The sequence below is a fragment of the Veillonella parvula genome (assembly GCF_032550495.1).
Taxonomy (GTDB): domain Bacteria; phylum Bacillota; class Negativicutes; order Veillonellales; family Veillonellaceae; genus Veillonella; species Veillonella parvula_G.
The window spans coordinates 777533-803926 of sequence record NZ_JAWFZJ010000001.1; the positions used below are offsets into that span (position 1 = coordinate 777533).

Sequence of the window (26394 nt, forward strand, 5' to 3'; positions counted from 1 at the left end):
CCTCAACTTATTTTGTTAATGCGTCAAATTGACCGTTTTTAATTTGTAATACTTGAACTTCCATGGAAGGATCGCGTTTTTCGTTGAATTTGAATTGGCCAGTTACACCAACGAAGTCAGCAATATTTTTCAATGCTTCCCGGAATTTTTCGCGATCTGTTGTGGACCCTGCTTTTTTCAAAGCTGTTTCATAGAGATATACTGCATCATATGCTTGAGCAGCGAATTGGTCAGGTTCTTTACCGTATTTAGCCACATAGGCTTTACGGAAATCCTTAACCTTTTGATCTTCTTTGTTAGGGAACCATGGCGTACCAACAATAACACCGTTAGCAGCATCGCCAGCAATTTTAATGAATTGTGGGCTGTTGAAACCATTGGAGCCAACTACAGGTTGATTCATACCCATTTCACGCATTTTTTTCATGATTAATGCGCCTTCTTGGTAAAGAGAAGCAACTACAATTACATCAGGTTTTGCTTGTTGAATTTTAGTCAATTGTGCAGAGAAGTCAGTATCTTTATCTGCAAATGTTTCAGTATCAACGATTTGTACACCTTCAGATTCCAATGCTTTACGAGCTGTATTATTTACAGATACCATTTGGTCATTGTTGTTAGAGTACATGATAGCTGCAGTTTTGAAGCCTAAAGTTTTATGTGCTTCTTTAATTGCAGTATCTACTGCCAAGGATTCAGGTACAGCATTACGGAAAATGTAATCGCCGATATCCGTAATACCTTCAGCCGTTGTAGATGTACCAAGCGCTACTACTTTACTTTTGTTTGCTACAGGCCCCGCAGCCATCATTTCACCAGATAACATAGGACCGATAACTGCTACCACTTTATCTTTTGCAATTACTTTGTTCATCGCATTGATAGCTTCGTTTTTATCACCTTTAGTATCTTCTACTAATAAGTTAATTTTTACAGCATTTGCATCAGCATTGATTTCGCTTACTGCCAATTCAGCACCAGCTTTAATGGATTCACCATATGCTGCCGCACCACCAGTTGTTGTTGTTAATAATGCAATTTTAGCTTCATTGCTATTTGCACTACCTGCATCTTTATCGCTACCACAACCAGCAGCAATTGCCATTACACCAGCAAGGCCAAAAATGGCCGCTTTTTTTAACATGGATTTATTCATGTTACACCCTTCCTTCAAAACATAAAACTTTAAATCTATACCTATATTATGAGAATATAAAATAGTTTGTCAATTAAAAGATAATGATTTTAATTCCCTAATAATATATACATTAAATAAGTTATTCAGATAGACGTTCCCACTTCTTATACAAGGATTCCAACTCTGTCTGAGTCTCTTCGATTTGTGTGGAAATTTTGGACATTTCATCTAAATCTTGTTGTACTACAGGATTAGCTAATTGCACCTCATACATCTTCATCGTCGCCTCTAAACGAGCAATTTCAGCTTCTACCTCAGCCAATTGTTTTTCTACCATATAAGCATTCGGCTTCTTCTGATTTTCCTCCGTAGTTTCTGATACTGAAAGCATTGACTCATTAATAGGAGTAGCTTTACTATCACGCTTACTGCTATCAGAGTTTTTCTCATTAGCCAATGCTAATAAATCTTCTTGCTCTTTCAGCTTTTCCTTATAGTATGAATAATTACCGAGATACTCTGTAATTTTACCTTCATCTAGAATTACTGTTTTTGTAGAAACTTGATCCAAGAAGTATCTATCATGAGAAATAATAAAACAAGTCCCTTCAAATTGTTGCAATGCTTCCTCTACAATTTCTCGTGTAGGAATATCTAAATGGTTTGTCGGTTCGTCTAAAATTAGAAAATTATCTCCTTGAAGAAATAATTTAAGCAAAGCTAAACGAGCGCGCTCACCACCAGATAATTCACCTACTAGCTTAAATACATCGTCCCCTTTAAACAGGAAAGCCCCCAGCACATTACGAGCCTTATCCTCGCTGTAGTTAAAGTGATTCATGATCTCTTCCACTACCTGCCAAGAATCATGCAATTCTTCGTGTTCTTGTGAGAAGTAACCCACTTGTACGCGATTGCCAATATCCACATGACCAACTTCAGGGAATAGTTCTCCTACAATGGTTTTCACCAGTGTAGACTTACCCGCGCCATTAGGTCCAATAAGCGCTACTGATTCACCTCGTCGAACAACTAGAGAGATATCATCAATAATGCGACTTTCACCATATCCGACAGATAAGTGATCTAAGACTAAAACCTTATCAGCACTCATCGCAGCAGGAGGAAAAGAAAATTGTAAATGATGTGAAGTAACAGGTGCCTCTAGCCGCTCTAATCGATTTAGTTGAGACTGACGGCCACGAGCCATTTTAGACTTGATACCAGCGCGGTATTTATCTATATAAGCCTCTGTTTTCTTAATATACTCCTGCTGTTTTTCATAGGCCACCATATCAGCCTTTAAACGTTCATCACGTTGTTGAATATAGCGACTATAGTTACCACGATAGGTTGTAGCCTTGTGATTATCTAACTCCACAACACCTGTGACGATACGATCTAGAAAATATCTATCATGGCTGACAATAAGAATACCACCTTGATAGGCAGATAAGTACCCCTCTAACCACTCCAGCATATCCATATCTAAATGGTTAGTCGGTTCGTCTAAGAATAAAAAATCAGGACTACGTACTAACGCTTTAGCTAAATTGATACGCGTTTTTTGACCACCTGAAAAAGCATTAGCCGGCTTATCTAAGTCATCATCAGTAAAACCAAGACCATAGACTATGCGCTTTGTCTTTTGCTCGTAGTCATAACCACCTAGCCATTCTAGACGATTCTGTAAATAATCTAAGCGTTGTAAATCCGATTCGCTAGCCTTTTCGGTTTCCAAGCGACTAGTGAGCTCTTTTAATTGTTTTTCCAATGCATGAACATCAGCCCAAGCCTTTTCGATTTCCGTAGCAAGGCTATCATCTCCAAGATTTACATCTTGTTGTAAATAGCCAATACTAGCAACAGGCGACTTGACTACATTACCTTCATCCAGCTCTTCATAGCCTAATATGCACTTTAACAAGGTAGATTTCCCAGCCCCATTAGGGCCTACCAATGCGAGTCGATCCCCTTCTTTTATCTCAAAAGACACATTGGAAAATACTTGGCGCACTCCAAATGATTTTCCAAGGTCTATCATTCGAATGCGTTCCATTCACAACCTCCTAATCATTTACTCTTCATTATACCACAGTTGCCCTCACTAACATTAACATTTCTATAGAATCTTTTGTTTTTCGACTATGACGGAATAATTTTCCTAACAAAGGGATATCTCCCAAAATAGGTATTTTTTGTATTTGATGTTGATCTCGATTATCCATGAGTCCACCAATAACTAGCACTTCTCCTGGTTGTAATCGTACTCTTGTATGTGCTTGACGTGTGCTTATTTTGTAGGCTTTCATTTCAGATACCATAATAGGTGTACTCACTTCTGCATGTATTTTAGCATCTACACCACCATCAGCAGTAATAATAGGAGTATAATTCAACTTAATGCCCACCTCTTCATAACGAGTAGAACGCTTTCGTTCTCCATTCACTTCCGATTCTTCTATAACTGGTATTCTTTCACCTATCAAGATATGTGCAGTCTCACCATTGAGAGCCATGATAGATGGCTTTGCAATTAGAACGGCTTTACCTGAGCTTTCCATAAGACTTAGTTCTGGTTTTACAAAAAACTTATAGGCCTCTCCAGTCGGAGTTTTGCCAAAGGTAACAGCACCATAGGAATGTGTTTTATCTTCTCCATGGCCGGTCAAGCTAAGCCAAGACCATCTAAATCCTTGTTCCTTAGCATAGGATTGTTCCATAGCAATGATGGTAGCTTCTAATTGCACTTGTTTTGGTTCCTTGTCGATAGCACGTACTAAGGTTTCTACACGTCGCTTTTCTCCACTCGTCAAATGCATAATTACTTCGTTTTGTTCTGAAAGCACTGCCATTTTATCGTTTTTTACCACTGTGCCTACCACATTTTTCAAAGACTCAGCCGGCAAATGTTCAGGTGATATAACATATAGCTCTCTTTTTTCAAGTGTTTCATCATCAGAATCAATAAGAAGGGTATTATGCTCCTTCGATACGGAAAAATGATATAACTTACCTAATTCACTAATAATTGCTTCTGGTGATTCTCCCTTTACAGTGGCCGTAATACTCCCTTTTAACGACTCTACACCAATTACGGATATACCATAACTACGACAAATGCCTAAGACGGTCTCCTTTAAGGATGCATTGCGTACAGAAATCGTTATGAGTTCGTTCCCAACCTTTTTTTCATTTTTATCTACTTCACTACTATTTACGATAGTTTCAGAACTACTAGCAGTTATTCTATCATTTCTATTAGTACCTATCCTATCAGTACTATTAGCAAATACCATGAAGGGAGTTACAAGCATTACGACCATCCATAAGCTTATTTGCAATATAACTGTCACTATAATCTTATCTATACATTTTAGACCTATAAAGCTTAATCGATTTTTAGCCACCGTGATGAACCTCCTTCAATAATTTCTACACCACTTGCAGTTATCTTAGATACTGATATTTCTTTCCACACACTTCCTATACTAACCATTTGTTCCTCTGTACCTTTTCGTAAAATAGCAATATTCTGTTGTCCCTCAATAATACCTATAAGCTCTATGGGATGTTGTTTGATAGGATTACTTATAGAAGGTTGTATACTAGATTCAACTCGTCTAGCACTAATATCTTTAGCTTTTAATTCAATATAATTACCACTATGCTTTTTATTATTTCTTATTTGTTGATATTTTTCATTTCTACGACTTTCATCTACCTTTTTCTCAAAAGTCTTCATTGAATCATCTGACTCATGTAAATCATTATTTATATCAACGAAATTGCCATTACTATCTTTAGTTATCTTATTCTGACCAAGTAATTCATCTATAGGAATATCTTTAAAAACCTCTCGCCAAGGATTTGCTCGCTCAACACCGGTAATATCATATAATAATCGTCCATGAACATCGCTTTTTACCTCTCTATCCTTTACATTTTTTATATCACTTTCATCTTTAAAATAGTTCTTTCCTTTCCCATTTCTATTATCATGTGTTGTTTCTTTTGATAATTTTTCTGAGCCTCGTTCAATTTGATTAGCATCTCTACCATTAGATTGATCTAAACTAATATGAACATTTTCCTCCTCATGTGGATAAAAAATACCAATGCCTAAAAGGGCAACCGTAATGATAAAGAAAATACCAAGTGCAAACTTATAGTGGCGCATAATAAAATGCTGCTTATCAATCCACATTTTCATACGTTCTATATAGTCTTGTAAGTTCATAATCCACCTCCTGCTGACATATTCTAGGAGGCTCTTTTAAAATCCTACAAAAAAATGACTCTACCAGTCACCAAGGTGACTAATAGAGTCATTCATTATATTGACAAATCAAAACAATTTGTTCTTTATTTACTATTAAATCCATCTGGATGAGAGGTATGCCAATGCCATGCATCTTTGATAACATCAGCAACATTACTAAATTTAGGATCCCAACCAAGTAAATTTTTGATTTTTTCAGAGGAAGCAATTAATGTTCCTGGATCACCAGCACGGCGATCACCATATTGAACAGGAATATCGATACCCGTAACCTCTTTTGCAGTCTCGATGATTTCCTTTACAGAGAATCCATTACCACTACCAAGATTAAATACTTGAGATTCTCCGCCTTTACGCAAGTAGTCCATAGCCAATACGTGAGCAGCTGCTAAATCATTGACATGAATATAGTCGCGTACACATGTGCCATCAGCTGTATCATAATCAGTCCCAAATACAGTTATATGCTCTCTTTTACCGCGAGCCGCATCTAACACAAGTGGAATCAAATGAGTTTCAGGATGATGGTCTTCTCCAATCATACCAGACGGATCCGCACCGGCCGCATTGAAATAACGCAACGCAACATATGTAGAACCATAAATCGAACTATAATCAGATAACATTTTTTCTATCATCAATTTAGTGCGACCATATACATTTGTTGGTTGTAGCTGAGCATCCTCACAAATAGGAACTACCTTAGGCTCACCATACACAGCAGCCGTACTAGAAAATACAAAATGCTTTATACCTGCGGTACGAGCAGACTCAATAAGGTGATAAGAACCAACTACATTATTTTCATAATAAATAGCTGGATTTTGCATGGATTCACCAACTTGTGAGTGAGCAGCAAAATGCATTACACCTAGGATGTTATGTTCTTTCATAATACCTACTAGTTTAGGATCAGCAATATCCATATTGTAGAACTTTACCCCCTCAGGAATAGATTCTACATGCCCACGAGATAAATTATCTACAATAATTGGTGTATATCCTGCTTGTTGTAAAGCACGTACAGTATGACTCCCAATATAACCAGCACCACCTGTTACTAAAATATTCATAGTTCCCCCTCATGAATTATGTACTTCCTTTGCTCGAGCCAATTTGGGTCCGATGAGACGCTTATAAACCTCTACCCCTGGTTGATCAAAAGCATCAACGCCCGCAAAAATGGACTCAAAATAAACGGCCCAACAATGCATAAACATAATTTCTCCTAAATGGAATGCGTTTAATGTTGGTACAGTTATAGTCATGTTAAAACGATTGTCACTAGACAAGGCTTCTCTATTAGCATCTAAAGCAATGTTTAAAATATCACAAATGCCTACATCAGATAGAGAGTGTAAGCATTCATATTGACTATAAGAATCTGGAACAATGAGATTATGTTTCCAATCCTTAACCTTAATAAATTGAACTACCTTATTTAGGCGCCCCTCTTGATGCTCTTGAACTTGAGCATGCATATCCATAGTACCTACTGCAGCAACTGGCGTACGGCCATATGGTAGACAAGTATTACTCATTTTTCCAAGAGACTCTGATAAGAGCTGCACATACCAATCAGATAATGAGTGGAGTGCTTCACTATAAGGCATAAACACCTCTATAATACGACCATATCGTTCAGATGCAATATATTTCAATAATGCACTTAAAAGGCCTGGATTTTTAAAAATGTCTTCTTCTTGACATGCTGCATCCATAGATGCAGCACCAGCTAAGAATCCTTCAATATCAAATCCTACAAGAGCGGCTGTTACAAAACCAACTTCTGTAAATACAGAGAAACGACCACCTACACCATAAGGAATGCTATAGGTCTTCCAATTATTTTCTATCGCCATAGATCGTAAAATTGTAGGATGTTCATCATCAGATACATCTGTAACAGCTATCACTTCGTAGTTAATATTACGATCTTGTAAAGCCTTCTCCAAAATCATGAAGTTAGCCATTGGTTCAATGGTAGATCCAGACTTAGAATTAATAACGAGCATCACCTTATAATCAGGACCTTTTTTCTGAGCTTGACACTCTAACGTACGAATTAGCCCTACTAAGTAATCACCATCCACATTAAAGCCTGCAAAGTACATCCTAGGATAGCCGTCACGTTCCTCTGCACTGTAGTTATTCCAAAACGCTCCACACTGCACATCAAAAATAACTTTGCTCCCCAAATAGGAGCCCCCAATACCTACGGATACAACTGTATCAATATTATGGCGTGCGTAGTCACGTAATTCGTAAAGCCGCTCTAACATATCTGGTGTATTGATACCATCTTCTGAAATATATGGAAGTTGGTAAAACAACACAGGTTCAGGTAAACCATCTTTAGAAACATGACCTTCTTCGAAGCCTGTAGAACGCAAAATATTTGTATGACGCCATACATTTTGTATAGCCCGTTCAAAATTATTCACATCACGTTCTTGTATGCAACTTTCATTATATATATTAGCATAATCTAACTCAAAACCTGATTGTAATCGCAACATCAAATATCTCCTTCACTGACATTTTATGTACAATATTCTTTTATTATACCATAAAAGAATGAATAAAATATTAGTTTATACAATCATTTTACCCACAAGCCATAACCGAATCCAACCGCATATACAGACCAAAGTAATGCAAAAGGAATGGCTAATTTAAATTTAATTTTTAATGTCTTATGACGCCATAGGACCATGCCTAATAAAGCACCAACACCCCCAAAGGCAAACGCTAAAAATAATAATGTAAACTCTGAAATTCGATCATATCCATTAATGGCACATAATTTATCATATCCATACAGACTAAATACGATAAGATTCCAAATACCTACGGTCACCCAAAATTGCGTATCACTCATATCCCCAAACCTTATTTTTCTTACTTATGATGAGCTTTAAAGTATTCTAATGTCTTTTGTAAGCCGTCCTCTAATGTTGTAGTAGCAGTAAAGCCAAAATCACGTTCAGCTTTCACATTACTTAAGCGCGAATGTTTAATATCTCCTATACGCTCATCTTCATAATAAACCATAAAATCTGTCCCGCTAATAGTCCGGAATCGCGTAATCAACTCATTCACAGATGTTCCCTTATTGGTAGATATATTATAAATACCTGTGCATTGACCATTCCCCATAGCCTTAATGTTAGCATCTACCACATCATCTACATAAATGAAATCTCTAGTTTGCTCACCATCACCAAATACAGTTAATGGTTGCCCTTCGACAATCAAGCGGTTGAAAATACTGATAACACCACCTTCACCACCATCACCTTGACGTGGTCCATATACATTAGCATATCTAAAGCATACTGTATTTAATCCAAAAGCTTCATGATAAATTCGCAAGTAGCCTTCTGCAGTAAGCTTTGTTAAGCCGTAAAAAGACGAAGGCATACCACTCAAGTCTTCAGTCAATGGCAATACTGCCAAGTCGCCATATACAGCAGCTGATGAAGGCATTAAAAATTGTTCAACATTCACTTTACGACAAGCATCGAGAACATTAATAAGCCCTATTAGATTTACATCACAGTCATAACTTGGGTTCTCCATAGAGGATTGTACCATTGTTTGCGCCGCTTCATGGAAAACAATAGACGGCTTAAACTCTTCAAATACAGATAGTAATTTTGGATCTCGTACATCCATCTCAATAAATTGAGCATCTTCATGTACAAAGGAGCGCATACCTGTAGATAAATTATCTATAACGAGTACATCGTGACCTAATTCAATTAATCTATCAACTAAATGGGAACCAATAAATCCGGCCCCACCAGTAACACATATATTCATAGCGCCCTCCCTTCTAACATCTTTAAATACCTGCACCTTGTTTTGCTAGTGCATCAGCCATTTCATTATATGTATCGCCCGTATGAGCAGCCACCTTGTGAAAGTAAACTCGCACACGATTTTTTATAGAATCATAAAATGCTGAGTACTCTTGGGTTAGCTCATTATTACGTTTCCATCCCTTAGTAGCCCACATTTCTATGCCCATATAATCATAGTAAAGTGAACATTCAGAAATCCCATTATCAACGGCGTATTTCATAACATGCATAGCAGCCAACAACTCGCCAGCTACATTCCAAAACGATGTATATCGTTTATCAGTAGAGGAAAAAGAAAAAGTTTTCCTCTTGCCATTCAAAAAGATAACCCCACCTGCCCCAACAGTATTGGTCTCTTTATTATAACTACCATCGATATACGCAACCATATAGTTTGGAGTAGTAAAATCTGGTTTCACAACATTTGCTGATACTTTACTTTGAATACTAGAACTAGAAACTATAGGCCTAGAATTTTTAGATTTAAACTTCACTTCTTGTGGCAATTTAAGTTCACTCTTTTTAGCGCTCATAAAATCACTTAAAGACAAACCTGAATTCTCTACAAAAGCACGTGCTTCTACTTCTGTCGAAAATGATTTGTAGATAGCACCACCATAGCCCTTTACTTGTTTCTCACAGTCAGACCATGTAGTATAAACTCCTGGTACACGACCCTGACGAACAGCATAAAACTTTTTTGCCATACGCCCCCCCTTAATGGTCCATTGTCAGTTCAACAAATTCAGCATTTACAACAGATGCCAAATCCTTTGGATTTACCTTCATTTGCATACCGCGTAAACCTGCGCTTACATATACAAACTTTTGGGGTTCCATAGTAGCATCAAAATAGGTAGGGAATGCTTTTTTCATGCCTACTGGAGAACATCCACCGCGCAAATAACCTGTAATACCTAACAAATCCTTAACATGAACAAGCTCTACAGACTTATTATGACTAACACGTGCTGCCTGTTTCATATCTAACTCTTCAGCCACAGGAATACAGAATACTACATATCCAATTTTGTCACCTTTGCCAACTAATGTTTTAAAGACTTGTTTCTCATCGAGTTTTAATGCTTCTACTACATGAAGGCCAGCAGCACGCTCTTCAGACCACTCATATTCGCTAATACTATAAGGTATCTTATGAGTATCTAAAATACGTAATGCGTTTGTTTTTTTATGTTTCTCTTTACTCATCATAACCTCCATATACTAGCATAGCAAATAAATTTAATCATTACATAATATATTTCTATAGACAAATATAATTTTTCATTACTATTTATTTACGATTTTATTAATATTTTTTAATTCAATACGCAAAGTACCATCATCATTAGTTTTTATCTCAATAAACTCACGATTTTTCATATATTCTACAGGAAATGAAATCTCAATACCTGTATCTGTTTTAATCTTATGATGCTCTCCAACCTTCGTGGCAAACTCACGATTGACTGGCAAAGGACGCAGCATATCCGCATCAGCTAATTCTTTTTTTGCCGCCTCTTGTTGAATGGGATTCGCTTTAAATACCTCTTCTACAATACGAACAGGATCAACGGTATCTGATACTTCTGCATTTTTAGCAATCATAGATTTAGCGGTTGTCAACTCAACAACGCCATCAGACTCATGAGCTTGAGCCACCTTATCTACGATAGCTTTTACCTTTCTCACCGTATCTCGCGAGGATTGATTAGTCCCTAATTGCAAGACCTTATCTGCTAAGATATAAGATACCTCACCATCAAATTCACCTTTAGGTTCAAAAACACGAACACTAAAATCATTGAGATTAATAGATGCAAAGGCCCGTAATTTTTGTGACGGCATAGGTAATACTGCCTTATGAGAAACGAGCTCCGTAGCCAATGTACCATCATCTTCACTGAATAGTTGATGGGTAAAAGCATCATGAGCTTGGCACAGAAGAATACAAACATAGGACGTATCCGTAACGGCTTCACAAATAATCGTATCAATAACAACGGAATCCGTAGCTTGTTTCATGTATGTAAACAAGCTTTCACCTACATTCTTAGATAAATCAATAAACTTAAGCACTCCATTTTTATAGTCTACTAATTGTTTACCTACAGGACTCGCATCATGTAAGGTTCCGGTTCTAGCCCCTGGATCTTTGAAAGCCTTAACTACATGATTTGCTATATAATCTTGTATAGCTTGATCCCCAACCTTTAATTCATGTTCAGAATATACAGCTAACGAGGACGTAAAGTCGAAAATCTCTAGCGCCGCCTTATTAATCTGCATGATGCCTCCTTGTAGTACAAAAAATGTTTACCCTTTATTATACCACTCTTTTAACTTTCGTTTATCAACTTTTGAGCATTCCGTAAGGGGTAACATAGGAACTTCTATTATAGCTTTTGGCCACTCTACAGGAGGTCTTTTATTATGAATAAGTTCTATAACTTCACTCAATCTAACCTCACCATCTAGCACCATATAAACTACATAGTCTTCCCCTCGTATCTCATCAGCAATATCGATAATAGCAACCTCGGAAACCCCTTGTAAGGATTGTAAATACAATTCCATCTCTGGGATAGAAATTTTATATCCCCCTTTATTGATTACGTCACCTGCTCTCCCATTAAACATAAGATACCCGTCACTATCAATGTATCCACAATCATTTACAGTATACGTATTGGGAATCCCTTCAATACGATAATTTGTTGTCACATAAATGACATTATCATTCTCTGCGATTTTCACGGTTGGAAATGGTCTCCCTACCGTACCTTCTCGCGCTAACCATTCTTTACCAGTGCAATACGTTATATAGTTAAGCTCTGATGCACCATAGTACAAGATAAACTCCATATCAGGGCATATATGTTGTAACTGTTCCATTAATTGTCGATCCAGAACTTGAGATCCTGCAATGATGTATTTAATGGATGATAATTTACTTTTACAATGTCGAACCAATAATCGTAGTTTCGTTGGTAATGCATATATATGGTCTACATTGTATTCCTCTATAAGCTGCATCCATCTACTAGGACGCAAGGAACTCGTTGTAACAACAGTCCCTCCAGCCCATAAAGAGGCAATGACCATATTGCTAACACCTGTGAAACTAAAGCTTCCCTGTAAAAAGATTTTAGTATCTTTGTTTGTATGAAAAATATCATTTTGAATATCAAAAAAATCGCGCCAAGATATTTCTCGTCTCCACAAAGGTTTTGGTTGTCCCGTAGTCCCCGATGTAAGTACCCCAAAATCAGCTAATGGCGGTACACCTTCATAGGCTATAACACGAGCTAGCTCATCTACATAAGCCGTATCCATCTCATTGTGACATACCATAGGAATATTACCTTTATGTAATGCCCCAAGCCACTGTGTAAGTTGTTCAACAAACGACAGTTCCTGAATTAAAAGAATCTTAGTATTTAATGTCTTTTTAGACTGAGTAAGATTTACAATGCGACTTGTATTATTAATACCGACCGATAGAATAGCATCATATAGTTCACCATATGTATATTGTATGTCATCTACGATTAAAGCCATTTTATGGGGCTCTAAATCTTTATGCTGTTGTAAGCGTTCAATAATTGTCATATTACATGCGTTCCATAATTAAAGCCGTACCTGTGCCCCCTGCACCAGCAATAGCACATAAACCATAGCGACCACCACAAGATTCTAAAGCAGCCATACAGTGAAGCACTAATATGGCACCAGAACATCCATAGGGATGTCCATAAGCTAAGGCACCTCCAAGCATGTTATATTTTTTAATGTGATTAGGGTACGCCTTGTTAAAAAGAACATCAATGATGGCAAAAGCTTCATTCCATTCCACCACATCAATATCATCCATAGTTAAACCTGTACGTTTTAAAATGCCTTCTGTACTTTCAAGAGCGCCCTCCGGACTAAACTGAGGATTTCCTGCCCAAGGTTTAACGCTATAAATTTTAAAAGGACCTTTTTTATTAGATAAATATACAAAGGCCGCTCCATCATGAGTTAAACACGCATTGCCTGCATTTGTAATAGAGTCAGCTCCCAACAAAGGTTTCATCCTAGACAAGAGTTTCTCGTTCATCGTAGGTCGAATACATTCATCTATACATCTTTTACCATCTATAGTAATAGGTATAATATATGACTGTAAATATGGGTTATCTAAAGCAGCTGATGCTCTTTGATGACTGCCAATAATATGTGGATATAAATCTTCCTTTGTTACATTGTGTTTATGGATAGTCCGCTCAGCCCCTTCGAGCATGGCTAAAGGCGATTGATCTTGGGGCGTAAATTGAGCTACCTTATAGGTTCCTTTTCGATCATCCCCTGATGCATACACTCGCTCTGGCTGTAACGACGAACTTTCAATACCGCCTGCAATAGCGGAATCCATAATACCAGACAAAATATGTGCATAGGCGATCTCAATACTCATCAAAGCTGAGGCACATTGCATATCAACGGTAATAGCAGGCACAGAATTTGGTAAATTACACATAAGACCCATGAGACGGCCAAGGTTACCACCGGTACCAACTGCATTACCACAGAAGATTCCATCTATATGTGAAATAGTATAACGATTAATTATTTCATCAATTACTTGAGAGCCTAAAATCTCGGGTCTCATATGTTTATATTGTCCATTTAAAACGCCGATAGGACTTCTAAGCCCACCATGAATATATACTGACATATATACTCCTTCTATTAAAAGTAAAAAAGAGGCATCCCGCAGAATGCCACTTTAATTGTATTCTAAATTTTAACTTTAGTTGCTAACCAAGAAGCAACCAGACATTTTACGATATCTCCAGGAATAAATGGAAACATGACTACAGGCAAGGCCGCCCAAAGTTCTGTTTTTGTAACAATCATAAAACCTGCTACACCAAAAAGGTACACTACAGGAATGGTAATCACAAGAGATCGCCAGGCATAAGAGAAAAAGCTTTTTTTAGAACCTTTAAATATACTTAGTAATGTATATGCAACTGGCCAAGAAAAAATAAAGCCACCTGTTGGTCCCAACAATTTGCCAAGGCCAGCCGTACCGCCAACAAATACTGGTAACCCAACTGCACCAAGCAAAATATAAATGATAAATACGATAAGTGCATCCTTAGGCTGTAACAATAAGCCGATTAATGTGGCTACCAAAGTCAAAGCCGTTACCATAGCGGGACTAAATGGCAATGGGAAAGAAATATATGCTGAAATACATAATAAGGCTGTTAATAAAGCCATTTTTGTTAAACGTCTTGTTTCCATAATTACCTCTAACTAATACATCTTTGTTTCAAAGATGATGAATCTTCATTTTCACCGAAAAACGTAGCCGAAAATGCCAATGTATCACCAATGTAACCTTCTACATGAGCATCTTCAGGATATTCCACCAAAGTTACCTTGTCATCTGCAATAACTGGTGCATGAAAATAAATCGCCATTTGCAGAGCAGATTTACTAATATTCCAAAAATCCCACATCGTTTCTAAAATCATGCAGCCAGGAACAACATAAGGATTCTCACGATGGATGGAATTCGTATCATTAATATCATTTACAAATCGTATAACCTCTTCCTTAGAAAAAGATATAGCACCATCTGTTCCCTGTTGATTTATAGTAGAACGAATATTAAATTGTTTTGGCACTGGTCGTAAATCGACCATTAAGAAGCCAGACGTATCCATAATACCAATTGTGGTGGTTTTTGCTACTTTCGATACAATTTCACATACGGTTCTATCACTACCTGAGGAATCATAATGCATATGTTTAATAACGCTATGTCCCGGTAGGTTCAAATCATTATTACATAATGCTTTAAATAATGTTCTCATATAATCACAGTCCTTTTATTTATTCAATATCTTGATTATAATCAACATTATTTCATTCGTCAACAAAAGGCATTGTTCATATGTTAACAAATATCAAATGAGTTTGAAACTATAAACAAAAAGAGCCTATGATACATATCATAGGCCCCTCACGTGGAAGTTTCATAGATTATCTATTTTAGATCCAATTCCTTTAGGTAAGCTTTAAAGCTTTCACCCAATTCTTCGTTGCGCAATGCATACTCAACAGTGGCTTTTAAATAGCCCAATTTATCCCCTGTATCGTAGCGAATACCTTCATATGCTAATGCATACGTATCCGTTTTAGAGGCTGCCAATGCATCAGTTAATTGGACTTCATTACCTACACCAGGCTTAGTAGCTTCTAAGATATTGAAAATATCTGGTGTTAAAATATAACGACCTAATACAGCGAGTCGAGATGGAGCATCCTCTTTCTTAGGTTTTTCCACCAAGTTATCAACGCGATATAAATTATCAGCCAATGCTTCACCAGATACAATACCATAAGAACTAACTTTATCTTCCGGTACAAATTGAGCGCCTAAAATAATACCAGGATGCTCATTATAGCAATCAATCAACTGTTTTAAGCATGGATTTTCTGGATTGTAAACAATATCATCACCAAGTAACACTGCAAATGGCTCATCACCAATAAATGCTTTTGCACACAATACAGCATCACCAAGTCCACGAGGTGCTTTTTGACGAATAAAGTGAACTTTAATGTCCGCCAAATCCTTGATCATAGCCAATGGTTTATTTTTACCTTGACTTTGTAATAACAATTCTAATTCAACACTACTATCAAAATGGTCCTCAATAGCACGTTTATTACGACCTGTAATAATTAGAATTTCTTCAATCCCAGAATCTAAAGCTTCTTTTACAATGTATTGGATAGCAGGTGTATCGACAATAGGAAGCATTTCTTTTGGTTGTGCCTTGGTAGCTGGTAAGAAACGTGTACCAAAACCAGCTGCTGGAATTACAGCTTTTCTAATGCGTTGCATAGTATTCTCCTAACTAAAAGTCTTTACCTACAAATTTAATTTTCCATTGATCATTTTTATTTTTATGTCCATCTTTATATGTTAAGTACATATCGAAGGAGTGTAAATCACGATGCCATGTATAATAGACAGAATCAATATCCCCACTCATCATGTTATTCTTAACACTTACAGAAATATCATCTAGGCGAGTCAATTTATACGTACCGCCATAAATAAGCTCTTTTGGAAGTTCTGTCGTGTCAAAACGATAAGGGGAATTATTGTAGGTTATATTTCGTTGATTATAGCTAACCCATACATTAGCACGATTACCAACTTTAGATTGGAATCTAGCACCCCAATAAGGCATGCTACGGATACTACCATCATAACCATAGTAGTCACGTTGGTAACCACCTAAGAAGCGTAAATCAGCATTTTTACCAAGCTTAATCGGATCATGAGAAACCTCTGCATAATATTCCTTATGAGAACCTTTTACAGAACCCTCTTTCCAATAACCAACATTAACACCACCACGTACAGTAATTGGAGAATTTCCTACATGATATGTATGAGTATCCAAACGAGCTTCACCTATTTTTTCTACCCATACTGTTTCATCATTATATTCATTAGATTCCTTGCTATAACCAACAGAAGCAGTCCCCCAAGGTAAATAATGACGATATCCCACCTGTGGTTTAAAACCAGATTTAGAATACCAACGATAGTCAATATAAGCTTCACCATTTTTACCGATAGGATATTCTGTACTACCATGTAAGCCAATACCATCATCGTTACTATACGTAGGTTTTGGTATTAAGGAAAAAATACTAAATTTGCCTTCTTTGTCATGACGCAATGAAGTCGTATAAGATGGCAAGGATAATACTTTAAAGTTTTTAATATAAAAGGATGGTTTTTTAATAACGACTTTATCACCAGGATATACCTGAATATCTTGACCCTCCACACGATAATCTGGAGTATGAACAAAAGCCATTGCATGTTTTGTAGTGACCATGCCCTTTTCCATATGGCCTATTTGTCCATCAAAAGTGGCGTTATTGCCCTTTACATAATAGGGATCGCTCCATCCCATGGCTTGGTCTGCCTCAAAGTGACGATCGCTAGTGCGATATGTCATATTTTGACCTGTAATATCTTTTGTTTTACCGCCATCTTCCAAATAGCGATAGCCCCCAACAGTACGATATTCTGTAGTTTTAGTATTACCTTCAATACGCGGAGCCATCAAAGTTTGATTGCCTTGAGACACCACAACATCGCCTTGAGCATATACATCACCTGTAGAGCCAGTATAAGACATTTTATTAGCATCGATACGTGTAGGCAACTGTTCAGCAGGAGCAGCAGATTTCGCTTTTTCACCACGACGTACAACACGGATATTACTATATTCAGGTGTAGATGCTTTAGAAATTTCTCCTGCATAGGATTGACCTACGCTATCCAATGTATCTTGATATACAATAGTTGACTCAGTGGCGGCCCATACAGGTTGTGCTAAACAAACAACACATGCCGCTGCCAGCCATTGTACTTTACGTTTCCTCATGGTTACTAGAACTCCTATTACTTTAAGAATTTGTTAATTATTGATTACGCTTTACAACAACGATAGGTTGAGAAACATTTTCTACAGGTTCTTCTGGCTCCTCAACTGCTGTAGTATCTTCAGCTACAGCTGCATTTTCATCAGTATCATTATTTTCTACATATTCTTCAGATTCACCTGTTGTATTAGGTACAGTTACAGCATCAGCTAATTCATCATCACTATGAGCTAAACCATCACCACCAATAACAAGACCTTGAATTGTTACGGAATCTTGAGGTTGTACATATACAGTAGCACCAGCTGGGTACTCAATATTTTTACCTTTGATGAAAGCGCCCCCTACAAGCCCAACAGGACCGAGTAGAACTGCGCCCGCTACAGATGCACCTGCTGCTTTAACTTCACTACGGGTTTTATCCTTAGCCTCTTTACCTTGTACAGCAGTAAATTCTGTACCATCAATAGCTGGGATTGTATCAAATGTAATATCTAACGCACCATTACGACCAAAGGAACGAGCCTTTTTCAAAGAAGTAATTGTTCCGGAACCTACAGTGCCCGCAGGTACTAATAAGACATTGCCATCCATTACATTTTCTGCAACAGTAAAGGATATAGTGTCACCTTCATGACTAGTTTTAGAAGAAACCGCTTCATTTAGAGTCACTTTGAACACTTGATTACCAGACAATGTACCTACTTGGTTAGTAAGAGCCACATTGCTACCATATACCTTTGTCTTCAAAGAGATAATACGTTTTTGTAAGGAACCGCTACCAATGCGACCATTAACGCTACGTTCCATCTTTTCTACACGGTCTACAAGAGATCCTGCGTTAATGCTATTTTGATATGTATATTCCAATGCATCCATTTCTTCGCGCAAAGAAATATTAGTACCACTGCCTTCTACAGAATTGTAGAGGGAGTCAACACGTTTACTCAATGTTGCGGAATTACCATTGAAACCAGTACCATACACGGTTTCATCAAGTTGATTAATGCGGTCCACAACAGCACCATCTTGTACGGCTCCATATACAGTAGTTTCTAAAACATTTGTTTTTTCAGTTACTGTGCCAGGAGCGGCAAATGCAGTGCCTGAAATTAGGGATGCCATTAAAAGTGTAAGTACTTGTTTCTTCATAAATTCCTCCACAATGTATCTAATGTATAACTGTTATACAACAGAATAAGCACGGGCCTAAGACCGTGCTTATTCCCTGAGTCTATCAATTTATATGCTCAGTGGCCATTAAATTTTCAAATCAATAATCGCAGATACACCTACGCCTTGAACACGAGATGCACCAACTGGGTTTGTGCTATTAACAGGAACTAATCCTTTTACACGAACCATACCATTAAAGCTACCTTCTACTTGAGCAACAGCTTTAACTTCTTCAATGCTAGAAGCAGGCCCAGTAACTTGAGCCGCACCGATATAACCTTTTGTACCAATACTGATAATAGGAACTACTTTAGTTGTATATTCAGTACTCAAGTTATTTTGTTTCAATAATTTATTTAGGAAAGAGTCAATTTGTGGACCAAATTTGTTAACAACAATGCCGATACCACCAATTTTAGCTGCACCACCAAGAATGCTGCTAAGTCCACCAGCTTGAGTTGTCAAGATACCACCAAATGCAGTTGTAGTTAAACAAATCCCTAGAACAGCTGTAATAATCTTCTTTTTCATAATAAGCCTCCTATAGATACTTATATTTTAACAAATTCTATACATAGATTCTAGTGAAAGTATAAGAACTTACACATAAAGATACTAACATAATATAGATTTTCGATGAATTCTTAATGAATTTTACGCAACTTAATTTAATGCTATCATCAACGATAAATCGTGTCAACATCTAATACAAGCTACATCTAGAAAGCTCAAAAATTGAAATAAAAAGATTAACAAAATGATATAGTTTAATTACTTTTATTAATTATAAATTTAACAAATTCGTGGAACCTGATCTTCGCCTAATAAATCAATCAGACGAACACCTCCAATAGCCGTTTGTAGACCAACCTTACCAATATTTTTATCTATAGTCTTACCAATTAAAACAGCTTCACTGCCCTCTTCAAAGCTATGAAGAATCTTAAGGACTTCGTTCGTAATAGATGGCTCTACAATAAGAACCACTTTCCCTTCATTCGCTAAATATAAAGGGTCATACCCTAATATATTACATACTGACTGTACCTCTTCATGAATTGGTATAGCCGTTTCTTCAACCTTAATGCCTACTTGACTCTGATCAGCGATCTCTTTTAAAACGGTACCTAGGCCACCACGAGTGGGATCTCTCAACAAAGCAACTTGAGTTCCTACTTTATCTAATACTGCTTGAACCATCTTATTTAGTGGTGCACAGTCAGTTGTTAAGGAGTCAGATAAATCTAAACCAAACCGTTGCCCCATAACGGCAATGGAGTGATCTCCAATAGCACCTGACAAAATGATATCCATCCCTGCTTTCACACGATGTGGACCAATATCTATTCCATCTGGAATCATGCCAATACCAGCAGTATTAATGTAGATTTTATCTACTTCGCCCTTTTTAACGACCTTTGTATCACCTGTAACAATTTGAACATTTGCGGCTTTTGCCATTACTGACATAGTGCGAAGAATTTCATCTAGCTCTTCAAAGGCCAAACCTTCTTCTAAAATAAGACCACAACTTAAATATTGAGGTATCGCGCCATTCATGGCTAAATCATTCACAGTTCCACAAACAGCCAACTTGCCAATATTACCACCAGGAAAGAACGCAGGTTGCACCACATAGGAATCCGTAGAGAAAGCCATGCGCCCGGCTGTAACAGGAAACTGGGCACCATCGTGTAGGGGCGCCAATAAATCATTTGTAAAATATTTCAAAATAAAACGGTCCGTCAACTCATGACTAAATCGTCCACCATTACCATGGACTAAGCGAACTCGTTCCATATTAATCCTCCCACGTCGATCCACCACTAGAATAACCATATTTATACCATGCAGCACAGCTACCCTCTACAGATACCATACAGGCACCTACTGGATGATCTGCGGTACAGCTTTTACCAAATAACGGACATTCACTAGGTTTAATAAGGCCTTGTAAAACACGTCCACATTGACAGCCTTTAGGATCAAGGGATGGTTTATCTAAGTTAATAGGTAGGACAAGCTCTACATCGTAAGCTGTATATTCACCCTTTAATGCTAAGCCAGAGTTAGGAATAACACCAATACCACGCCATACATCATCGCATACTTCATACACTTCCTCGATCATAGCTTGGGCTACAGGGTTTCCCTTCTGCATAACTACAGAATGATACGTATTGCCCACCACAATATTATTAGACTTACGTTGCTCTAAAATATTAGCTATGGCAGACAATATTTCTAAGCCATCAAAGCCAGCGATACAAGATGGGATACCGTATTCTTTGGGCAAAAATCGGTATGGTTCTTCCCCAATAATAACGCTAACATGACCAGGTAGAATAAATCCATCGATATGGCCTTCTTGTTTATCTAGTAATGCACGCAATGCTGGTGGTACTAACTTATGAGATACAAGAAAGAATACGTTCTTTAATCCCGCAGCATGAACGGCTTTTACAGTAGCACAAATTACGGCTATAGTCGTCTCAAAGCCAATAGCTAAAAATACTATTTTTTTTTCTGGGTATTTTTTACTTAGTTCTATCACCTCTAAAGGCGTATAGATAACATGGATGTGAGCTCCCTTTGTTTGAGCTTCGCTGAGGCTACTATAACTCCCAGGGACCTTCAACATATCCCCAAAGGTAGCAATAATAACATCCTCACGTTCTGCATAGGCTAAAGCCTTATCCATATAGGTTTGATCAGTTACACATACTGGACATCCTGGTCCACTAACAAGTTCTATGCCACTTGGCAATAATTGACGAAGACCTTCTCGGAAAATCGATACTGTATGCGTACCACAGACCTCCATAAGCCGTACAGTTTCACCGGGCTTATGAAGCGCATTGATGCGCCTTAACAAAGCATCAGCTGTGTGCTGCTTTTCCTGTAAAGTAAGCTTCTTCAAGTTCTTCTAACTCCTTAAAGGCCTCTAATGTTTTTTGAGCCTCTTCTTCATCAACAATTTGTACAGCAAAACCTGCATGAACTAACAACCAATCCCCGACCTTTGCATCTGGTACGAGGAGCAAACTGCAGTCACGGGTAGCACCTGTCAATTCAACGGTACCAATAGCATCATTCACAGCAACCAATTGCGCTGGTACAGCTAAGCACATAGTATCTCCTTATCTATATCATTTATAACAAGTTTTATATACATTTACTTTAATAAAATATCTCCAAAATATATGAATAAAATTAATATTATTGTATCACAGTTACACTCATTATTTAGTGATAGTGGCCACAAACAACTAGAGCTTATACTGGCTATACAACTCATATGGATTAAACAATATTCAAAACATTACTAAATAAATTTGTCTAAGAATAAGAGTTGCATGACAATTTATAATTGATTTCCTAACCACAATTGTCCTAAAGCAAGTCCACCATCATTAGAAGGAACTGCTTCATTCATATATAAATTACCTATATGCCACGTCCTATATATGAATTCTAATAATTTACGATTTTGAAATACACCACCAGACATGGCTGCATCACTAATATTATATCGCTCCATCAAATCTGCCGCCGTTTCACATAGTGCTATTGCAATTGTTTTATGAAATGAAGCGGCTAAATGAGCTCGACATTCACCACGAACAACACCATCCATAATAGATTGAACTGTAGGTGTAAAATCAAGAATATGTCCATCATAATGGTAAGTAAGTAATGATCCTTTTTCATCACCACATAGAGTTTCTAAAGCAATGGCAATTTGTGCATCATAACTATGGACCATACCAAGACCTAATAAAGCACCTACAGTATCAAATAGTCGCCCACAGCTTGTAGCTTGAATCATGGGCATCGTAGATTGTAATGCTTTATCTAAAATTTCCCATCCCTTTGGAAGTTCTTTCATCCATTCTTGATATACAAAAGGGATATCATCGCCATAATAATTACGAATATACCATAAGGCTTGTCGCCAAGGTTCAGAAACAGCCTTTTCTCCGCCAGGTAATGGAGCTGCATGAATATGTGCCAATCTCTGATATTGATTGCCTTTACAAAGGAGAAATTCTCCCCCCCATATAGTTCCATCTGGACCATAGCCAGTACCATCCATAGCAATCCCTAGTACAAGCCCCCTTAAATTGTGTTCCGCCATAACAGACGCTATATGAGCATGATGATGCTGAACAGGTACAACAGAAAGATGGAAACTTTCACCTATTTTTTCACCTAACCGAGAAGAAAAAAACTGGGGGTGACTATCTATGATAATTTTATCTGGTTGCACAGAAAATAAGCTCTTATATCGTTTAATAGTCCATTCTAGTGTTTCATGAGTAGATGCATTCTCTAAATCTCCAATATGGGGTCCTACAAGAACTTCACTACCTTTATTCACAGCAAACGCATTTTTCAAATCACTGCCCATAGCTAATATCGAAGTTTGTTCTAAACCATCACAATGAATAGGTTCAGGCACATAACCACGACTGCGACGAATAAATCGAGGTTTATTATTGATGACCACCACCACTGAATCGTCAAGGGGCGCATAGATTTCACGATTATGAACGAGGAAATAATCTGCTACCTCACCTAGTTCATTAAACGCTTGATCGTCGTTATATAATACGGAATCACCGCTTTTGTTACCACTGGTCATTATCCATGCCGCATCAAAAGGTAATAACACCTCATGCATTGGTGAATAAGGCAACATAACCCCTAACATGCGATTATCAGGAGCCACATAAGAGCTTAAATGAACAGAACTATTATGATTTTTTTCTAATAACACAATAGGACGTTCCATCCCCGTCAATATATCTAGTTCTACATCATTAATATGTACTAACTCAATCGCCATATCTAGAGTTCCCACCATTATTGCTAATGGTTTATGCGGCCTATTCTTCCGCTTACGTAAGCGTTGTACAGCAGCGTCATTTCTAGCATCGCAAACAAGATGATATCCTCCTACACCTTTTATTGCGATAATACTACCTTCATTAATTAATTCCCGCGTAGTGTTCCATATATTCACTGTATCCACAGCCTTGCGATCTGGCTTATACAATGTATATTGGGGACCGCAGCGAGAGCATGCGTTTGGCTCTGCTCTATAGCGACGCCCTTCTATATCTTCATATTCAGCCTTACAATCTTCACACATGGGAAACTCGTTCATCGTCGTCCGCTCCCGATCATAGGGCAAAGATTTGATTATCGTATACCTTGGTCCGCAATTTGTACAGTTGATGAAAGGATATTCCTTTCTACGTTTATCTTGTTGTAACTCTTTAAGGCAATCATTACAAGGCGCTGTATCGGCACTAATAAAGGTACTCACGGATTCACCTAATGGAGATGGCTGTACAACAAAATTACTTTCATGCATATTAAGTGTAAGATGCTGTACAGTTTGACTAGTAATGCGACATAAACGAGGTTGCTCCTCTTGAACAGCATCTAAGAATAACTGCAATTCACCTAGAAAACCCTGAATTTCAACATACACACCTTGACTATCATTATATACAAAACCTGTTAATCCTAGGGAATGGGCCAACATAGAAACAAGGGGCCGGAATCCGACCCCTTGAACTATACCGGTATAGCGAATTCCCCAGCGTTCTGTAGTTTGATTACTATTTTGTTTCATATAAACTCCTACTATACTCGGAGAATCAAGTGTAATTAACCTAATGCAACAGGAATACTTCCATCAATACCAGCTTGTTCTAATTCGGCTTGAATCATAATAGCACATTCGATGCGTTTCTTCTGTAAACGACAACCAAATTCATAAGGTGTTTCTAGATCGCCACCCAATGTAATGTTGTTAGCATGACAACCACCAGAACAGAAGAATTTCGCCCAACATTCAGCACAAGTTGGTTTGGAGAATACATGTGTATTGCGGAAATCTTTAGGAATTTCTGTATTTTGTAAACCATCATACACATTACCAAGCACGTATCCATCTTTACCTACAAATTGGTGACATGGGTAAATATCGCCATTAGGTACGACTGCCATATATTCATGACCTGCCCCACAACCGCGAAGGCGTTTCGCCATACATGGCCCACGATATAAATCCATGCGGAAGTGGAAGAAGTTAAACTTCTCACCCCAGCCTTCTAACTGGCGTTGTAAATAAATATCTGCTAATTTTTCATATTCTTTCTCTAGAGCTGGCCAATCTTCTTCACGAAGCACATAATCCCCTTCTTCACCGACAACAGGCTCCATGGACAAATGCTCAAAGCCAAGATCAGACATTGCCATAACGTCTTTAGTAAAGTCTAAGTTTTTATGAGTATATGTACCACGTACATAATATTCAAGACCGTGACGTTGTTTTACTGCATTGATAAGGTTTTTAGCAATATATTTATAAGACTCTGCACCACTACCTGCTACTGGACGCATTGCATTATGTACGGATTCACGACCATCCAACGACAATACTAAACTCATCTTGTGTTTGTTTACATAGTCGATTTTATCTTGTGTTAAAAGCATACCATTCGTAGTCAATGTAAGCTTAAATATCTTATTGTGCTTTTCTTGAATGGATTCAATGTATTCAACCGTTTGCTTAACAACATCCCAGTTCAACAATGGCTCACCACCGAAAAAGTCAATTTCACAATGTTGGCGAGGTCCACTCATTTTAATAAGAAAGTCCACAGCTCGTTTTGCTACATCAAAGCTCATCAATTCTCGTTTAACACCGCCGTAATCACCTTGACTAGCAAAGCAATATTTGCATGCTAAATTACAATCATGAGCAATATTTAAGCATAATGCCTTAACAATAGGTTTCTCACCTACTACAAGTTTAAACTCTTTACTCATCGGTGCAAATAATTGCTCCGCTTTGATGAGCTCATCTAACTCGTCCATAATCTCATCTAGTTCTACTGCATCTTCTTTAGCATCTAACGCAGCATGTACAGCATCGCGATTAGTGCCATCATATATGTCAAGAACTCTATCGATGAGTTCGTCGATAACATGGATAATACCGCTATTTACGTCTAAGCAGTAATAGTTATCCTTCATCCGAAACTTATGGATCATTGGTTTTAATTCTAACATGGTACCTCCAATTGATTTGTATGGTAAAAGCTCTAGTATATAGAACTTTCTAGATAATTGTACCACATTTCCACACTAAACGTTATAAAAAGAGTCATAAAGATATACTATACAATGTATGTCTTTAAAACATAAATAAAAAAGGCCCGCTAAGCGAGCCTCTTCATTATTTTTGTTTGCAAACTTGGTTACCAACTGTGCAGCTTGTTTTACAAGCGGATTGGCAAGATGTTTGACATTCCCCACAACCGCCAGTTTTAGCAGTTTTTTGTAAGGATTCAGTGTTGATAGTACGAATACGTTTAGCCATGATTATCCTCCTCAATACTTATCGAATGATATTTATTTTATCATATTTATAAAAAGCCTGT

Annotated in this window: 25 protein-coding genes; all 25 read right to left on the reverse strand. The window is 37.5% G+C overall.

Features of this window, described 5'->3' with window-relative positions; genetic code table 11:
• Window positions 1-7: 7 nt before the first annotated feature.
• Entirely contained in the window at window positions 8-1156 is a 1149-nt protein-coding gene (locus E6X37_RS03835) for an ABC transporter substrate-binding protein (RefSeq protein WP_120054626.1), read from the reverse strand.
• Between the two features lie 121 nt (window positions 1157-1277).
• Complete coding sequence (gene abc-f, locus E6X37_RS03840; protein ID WP_156697462.1) at window positions 1278-3197, reverse strand: ribosomal protection-like ABC-F family protein; 1920 nt, start codon at window positions 3195-3197, stop codon at window positions 1278-1280.
• 28 nt (window positions 3198-3225) lie between these two features.
• Window positions 3226-4548 (reverse strand): type II secretion system protein GspD, encoded by a 1323-nt coding sequence (locus tag E6X37_RS03845; RefSeq protein ID WP_156697461.1) that lies wholly within the window; start codon window positions 4546-4548, stop codon window positions 3226-3228.
• Window positions 4530-5378: a hypothetical protein gene (locus E6X37_RS03850; protein WP_156697460.1), complete on the reverse strand. Its 849-nt coding sequence runs from the start codon at window positions 5376-5378 to the stop codon at window positions 4530-4532. Before E6X37_RS03850 ends, E6X37_RS03845 begins: the two co-directional genes overlap by 19 nt.
• A 125-nt stretch (window positions 5379-5503) precedes the next feature.
• Complete coding sequence (gene galE / locus E6X37_RS03855; protein WP_156697459.1) at window positions 5504-6493, reverse strand: UDP-glucose 4-epimerase GalE; 990 nt, start codon at window positions 6491-6493, stop codon at window positions 5504-5506.
• A 9-nt stretch (window positions 6494-6502) separates the two neighbouring features.
• A complete protein-coding gene (locus E6X37_RS03860) occupies window positions 6503-7939 on the reverse strand; it encodes a glucose-6-phosphate isomerase (protein WP_039964879.1) in 1437 nt (478 codons plus the stop codon).
• An 83-nt stretch (window positions 7940-8022) separates the two neighbouring features.
• On the reverse strand, window positions 8023-8301 hold the full coding sequence (locus E6X37_RS03865) for a DUF1294 domain-containing protein (RefSeq protein ID WP_008600612.1): 279 nt from the start codon (window positions 8299-8301) through the stop codon (window positions 8023-8025).
• Window positions 8302-8321: 20 nt separating this feature from the next.
• Entirely contained in the window at window positions 8322-9245 is a 924-nt protein-coding gene (locus tag E6X37_RS03870; protein ID WP_004693351.1) for an NAD-dependent epimerase/dehydratase family protein, read from the reverse strand.
• 22 nt (window positions 9246-9267) lie between these two features.
• Window positions 9268-9993 carry a ribonuclease H1 domain-containing protein gene (locus tag E6X37_RS03875; RefSeq protein ID WP_174892329.1) on the reverse strand — a complete coding sequence of 242 codons (726 nt, stop codon included), beginning with the start codon at window positions 9991-9993 and terminating at the stop codon, window positions 9268-9270.
• Between the two features lie 10 nt (window positions 9994-10003).
• On the reverse strand, window positions 10004-10495 hold the full coding sequence (gene ybaK, locus E6X37_RS03880) for a Cys-tRNA(Pro) deacylase (protein ID WP_004693347.1): 492 nt from the start codon (window positions 10493-10495) through the stop codon (window positions 10004-10006).
• A gap of 81 nt (window positions 10496-10576) precedes the next feature.
• On the reverse strand, window positions 10577-11575 hold the full coding sequence (locus E6X37_RS03885; RefSeq protein ID WP_174892330.1) for a nucleoid-associated protein: 999 nt from the start codon (window positions 11573-11575) through the stop codon (window positions 10577-10579).
• Between the two features lie 27 nt (window positions 11576-11602).
• Entirely contained in the window at window positions 11603-12898 is a 1296-nt protein-coding gene (locus E6X37_RS03890; RefSeq protein ID WP_174892331.1) for an AMP-binding protein, read from the reverse strand.
• A 1-nt stretch (window position 12899) separates the two neighbouring features.
• Window positions 12900-14006: an acetyl-CoA C-acyltransferase gene (locus E6X37_RS03895; RefSeq protein WP_120054617.1), complete on the reverse strand. Its 1107-nt coding sequence runs from the start codon at window positions 14004-14006 to the stop codon at window positions 12900-12902.
• A 62-nt stretch (window positions 14007-14068) separates the two neighbouring features.
• Window positions 14069-14581 carry a biotin transporter BioY gene (locus E6X37_RS03900; protein ID WP_004693338.1) on the reverse strand — a complete coding sequence of 171 codons (513 nt, stop codon included), beginning with the start codon at window positions 14579-14581 and terminating at the stop codon, window positions 14069-14071.
• A gap of 8 nt (window positions 14582-14589) precedes the next feature.
• Window positions 14590-15156 (reverse strand): hypothetical protein, encoded by a 567-nt coding sequence (locus E6X37_RS03905; RefSeq protein WP_120054616.1) that lies wholly within the window; start codon window positions 15154-15156, stop codon window positions 14590-14592.
• Window positions 15157-15329: 173 nt separating this feature from the next.
• Window positions 15330-16193 carry a UTP--glucose-1-phosphate uridylyltransferase GalU gene (gene galU / locus E6X37_RS03910; protein WP_004693334.1) on the reverse strand — a complete coding sequence of 288 codons (864 nt, stop codon included), beginning with the start codon at window positions 16191-16193 and terminating at the stop codon, window positions 15330-15332.
• 13 nt (window positions 16194-16206) lie between these two features.
• Window positions 16207-17760 (reverse strand): LPS-assembly protein LptD, encoded by a 1554-nt coding sequence (locus E6X37_RS03915; RefSeq protein ID WP_156697456.1) that lies wholly within the window; start codon window positions 17758-17760, stop codon window positions 16207-16209.
• A gap of 37 nt (window positions 17761-17797) precedes the next feature.
• Window positions 17798-18910 carry a hypothetical protein gene (locus E6X37_RS03920; protein ID WP_038125303.1) on the reverse strand — a complete coding sequence of 371 codons (1113 nt, stop codon included), beginning with the start codon at window positions 18908-18910 and terminating at the stop codon, window positions 17798-17800.
• Between the two features lie 108 nt (window positions 18911-19018).
• Window positions 19019-19465 (reverse strand): hypothetical protein, encoded by a 447-nt coding sequence (locus E6X37_RS03925; RefSeq protein WP_004697051.1) that lies wholly within the window; start codon window positions 19463-19465, stop codon window positions 19019-19021.
• Window positions 19466-19726: 261 nt separating this feature from the next.
• Window positions 19727-20734 (reverse strand): hydrogenase expression/formation protein HypE, encoded by a 1008-nt coding sequence (gene hypE / locus E6X37_RS03930; protein ID WP_156697455.1) that lies wholly within the window; start codon window positions 20732-20734, stop codon window positions 19727-19729.
• Between the two features lies 1 nt (window position 20735).
• Entirely contained in the window at window positions 20736-21854 is a 1119-nt protein-coding gene (gene hypD / locus E6X37_RS03935; protein WP_156697454.1) for a hydrogenase formation protein HypD, read from the reverse strand.
• Window positions 21814-22065 carry a HypC/HybG/HupF family hydrogenase formation chaperone gene (locus E6X37_RS03940; RefSeq protein ID WP_156697453.1) on the reverse strand — a complete coding sequence of 84 codons (252 nt, stop codon included), beginning with the start codon at window positions 22063-22065 and terminating at the stop codon, window positions 21814-21816. The genes hypD and E6X37_RS03940 overlap by 41 nt, the downstream gene beginning before the upstream one ends.
• Before the next feature lie 233 nt (window positions 22066-22298).
• A complete protein-coding gene (gene hypF, locus E6X37_RS03945; protein WP_156697452.1) occupies window positions 22299-24578 on the reverse strand; it encodes a carbamoyltransferase HypF in 2280 nt (759 codons plus the stop codon).
• A 35-nt stretch (window positions 24579-24613) separates the two neighbouring features.
• On the reverse strand, window positions 24614-26023 hold the full coding sequence (scfB, locus tag E6X37_RS03950; protein ID WP_004693319.1) for a thioether cross-link-forming SCIFF peptide maturase: 1410 nt from the start codon (window positions 26021-26023) through the stop codon (window positions 24614-24616).
• 166 nt (window positions 26024-26189) lie between these two features.
• Window positions 26190-26333, reverse strand: a complete 144-nt coding sequence (gene scfA, locus E6X37_RS03955) for a six-cysteine ranthipeptide SCIFF (protein ID WP_004693318.1) — start codon at window positions 26331-26333, stop codon at window positions 26190-26192.
• Window positions 26334-26394 lie beyond the last annotated feature (61 nt).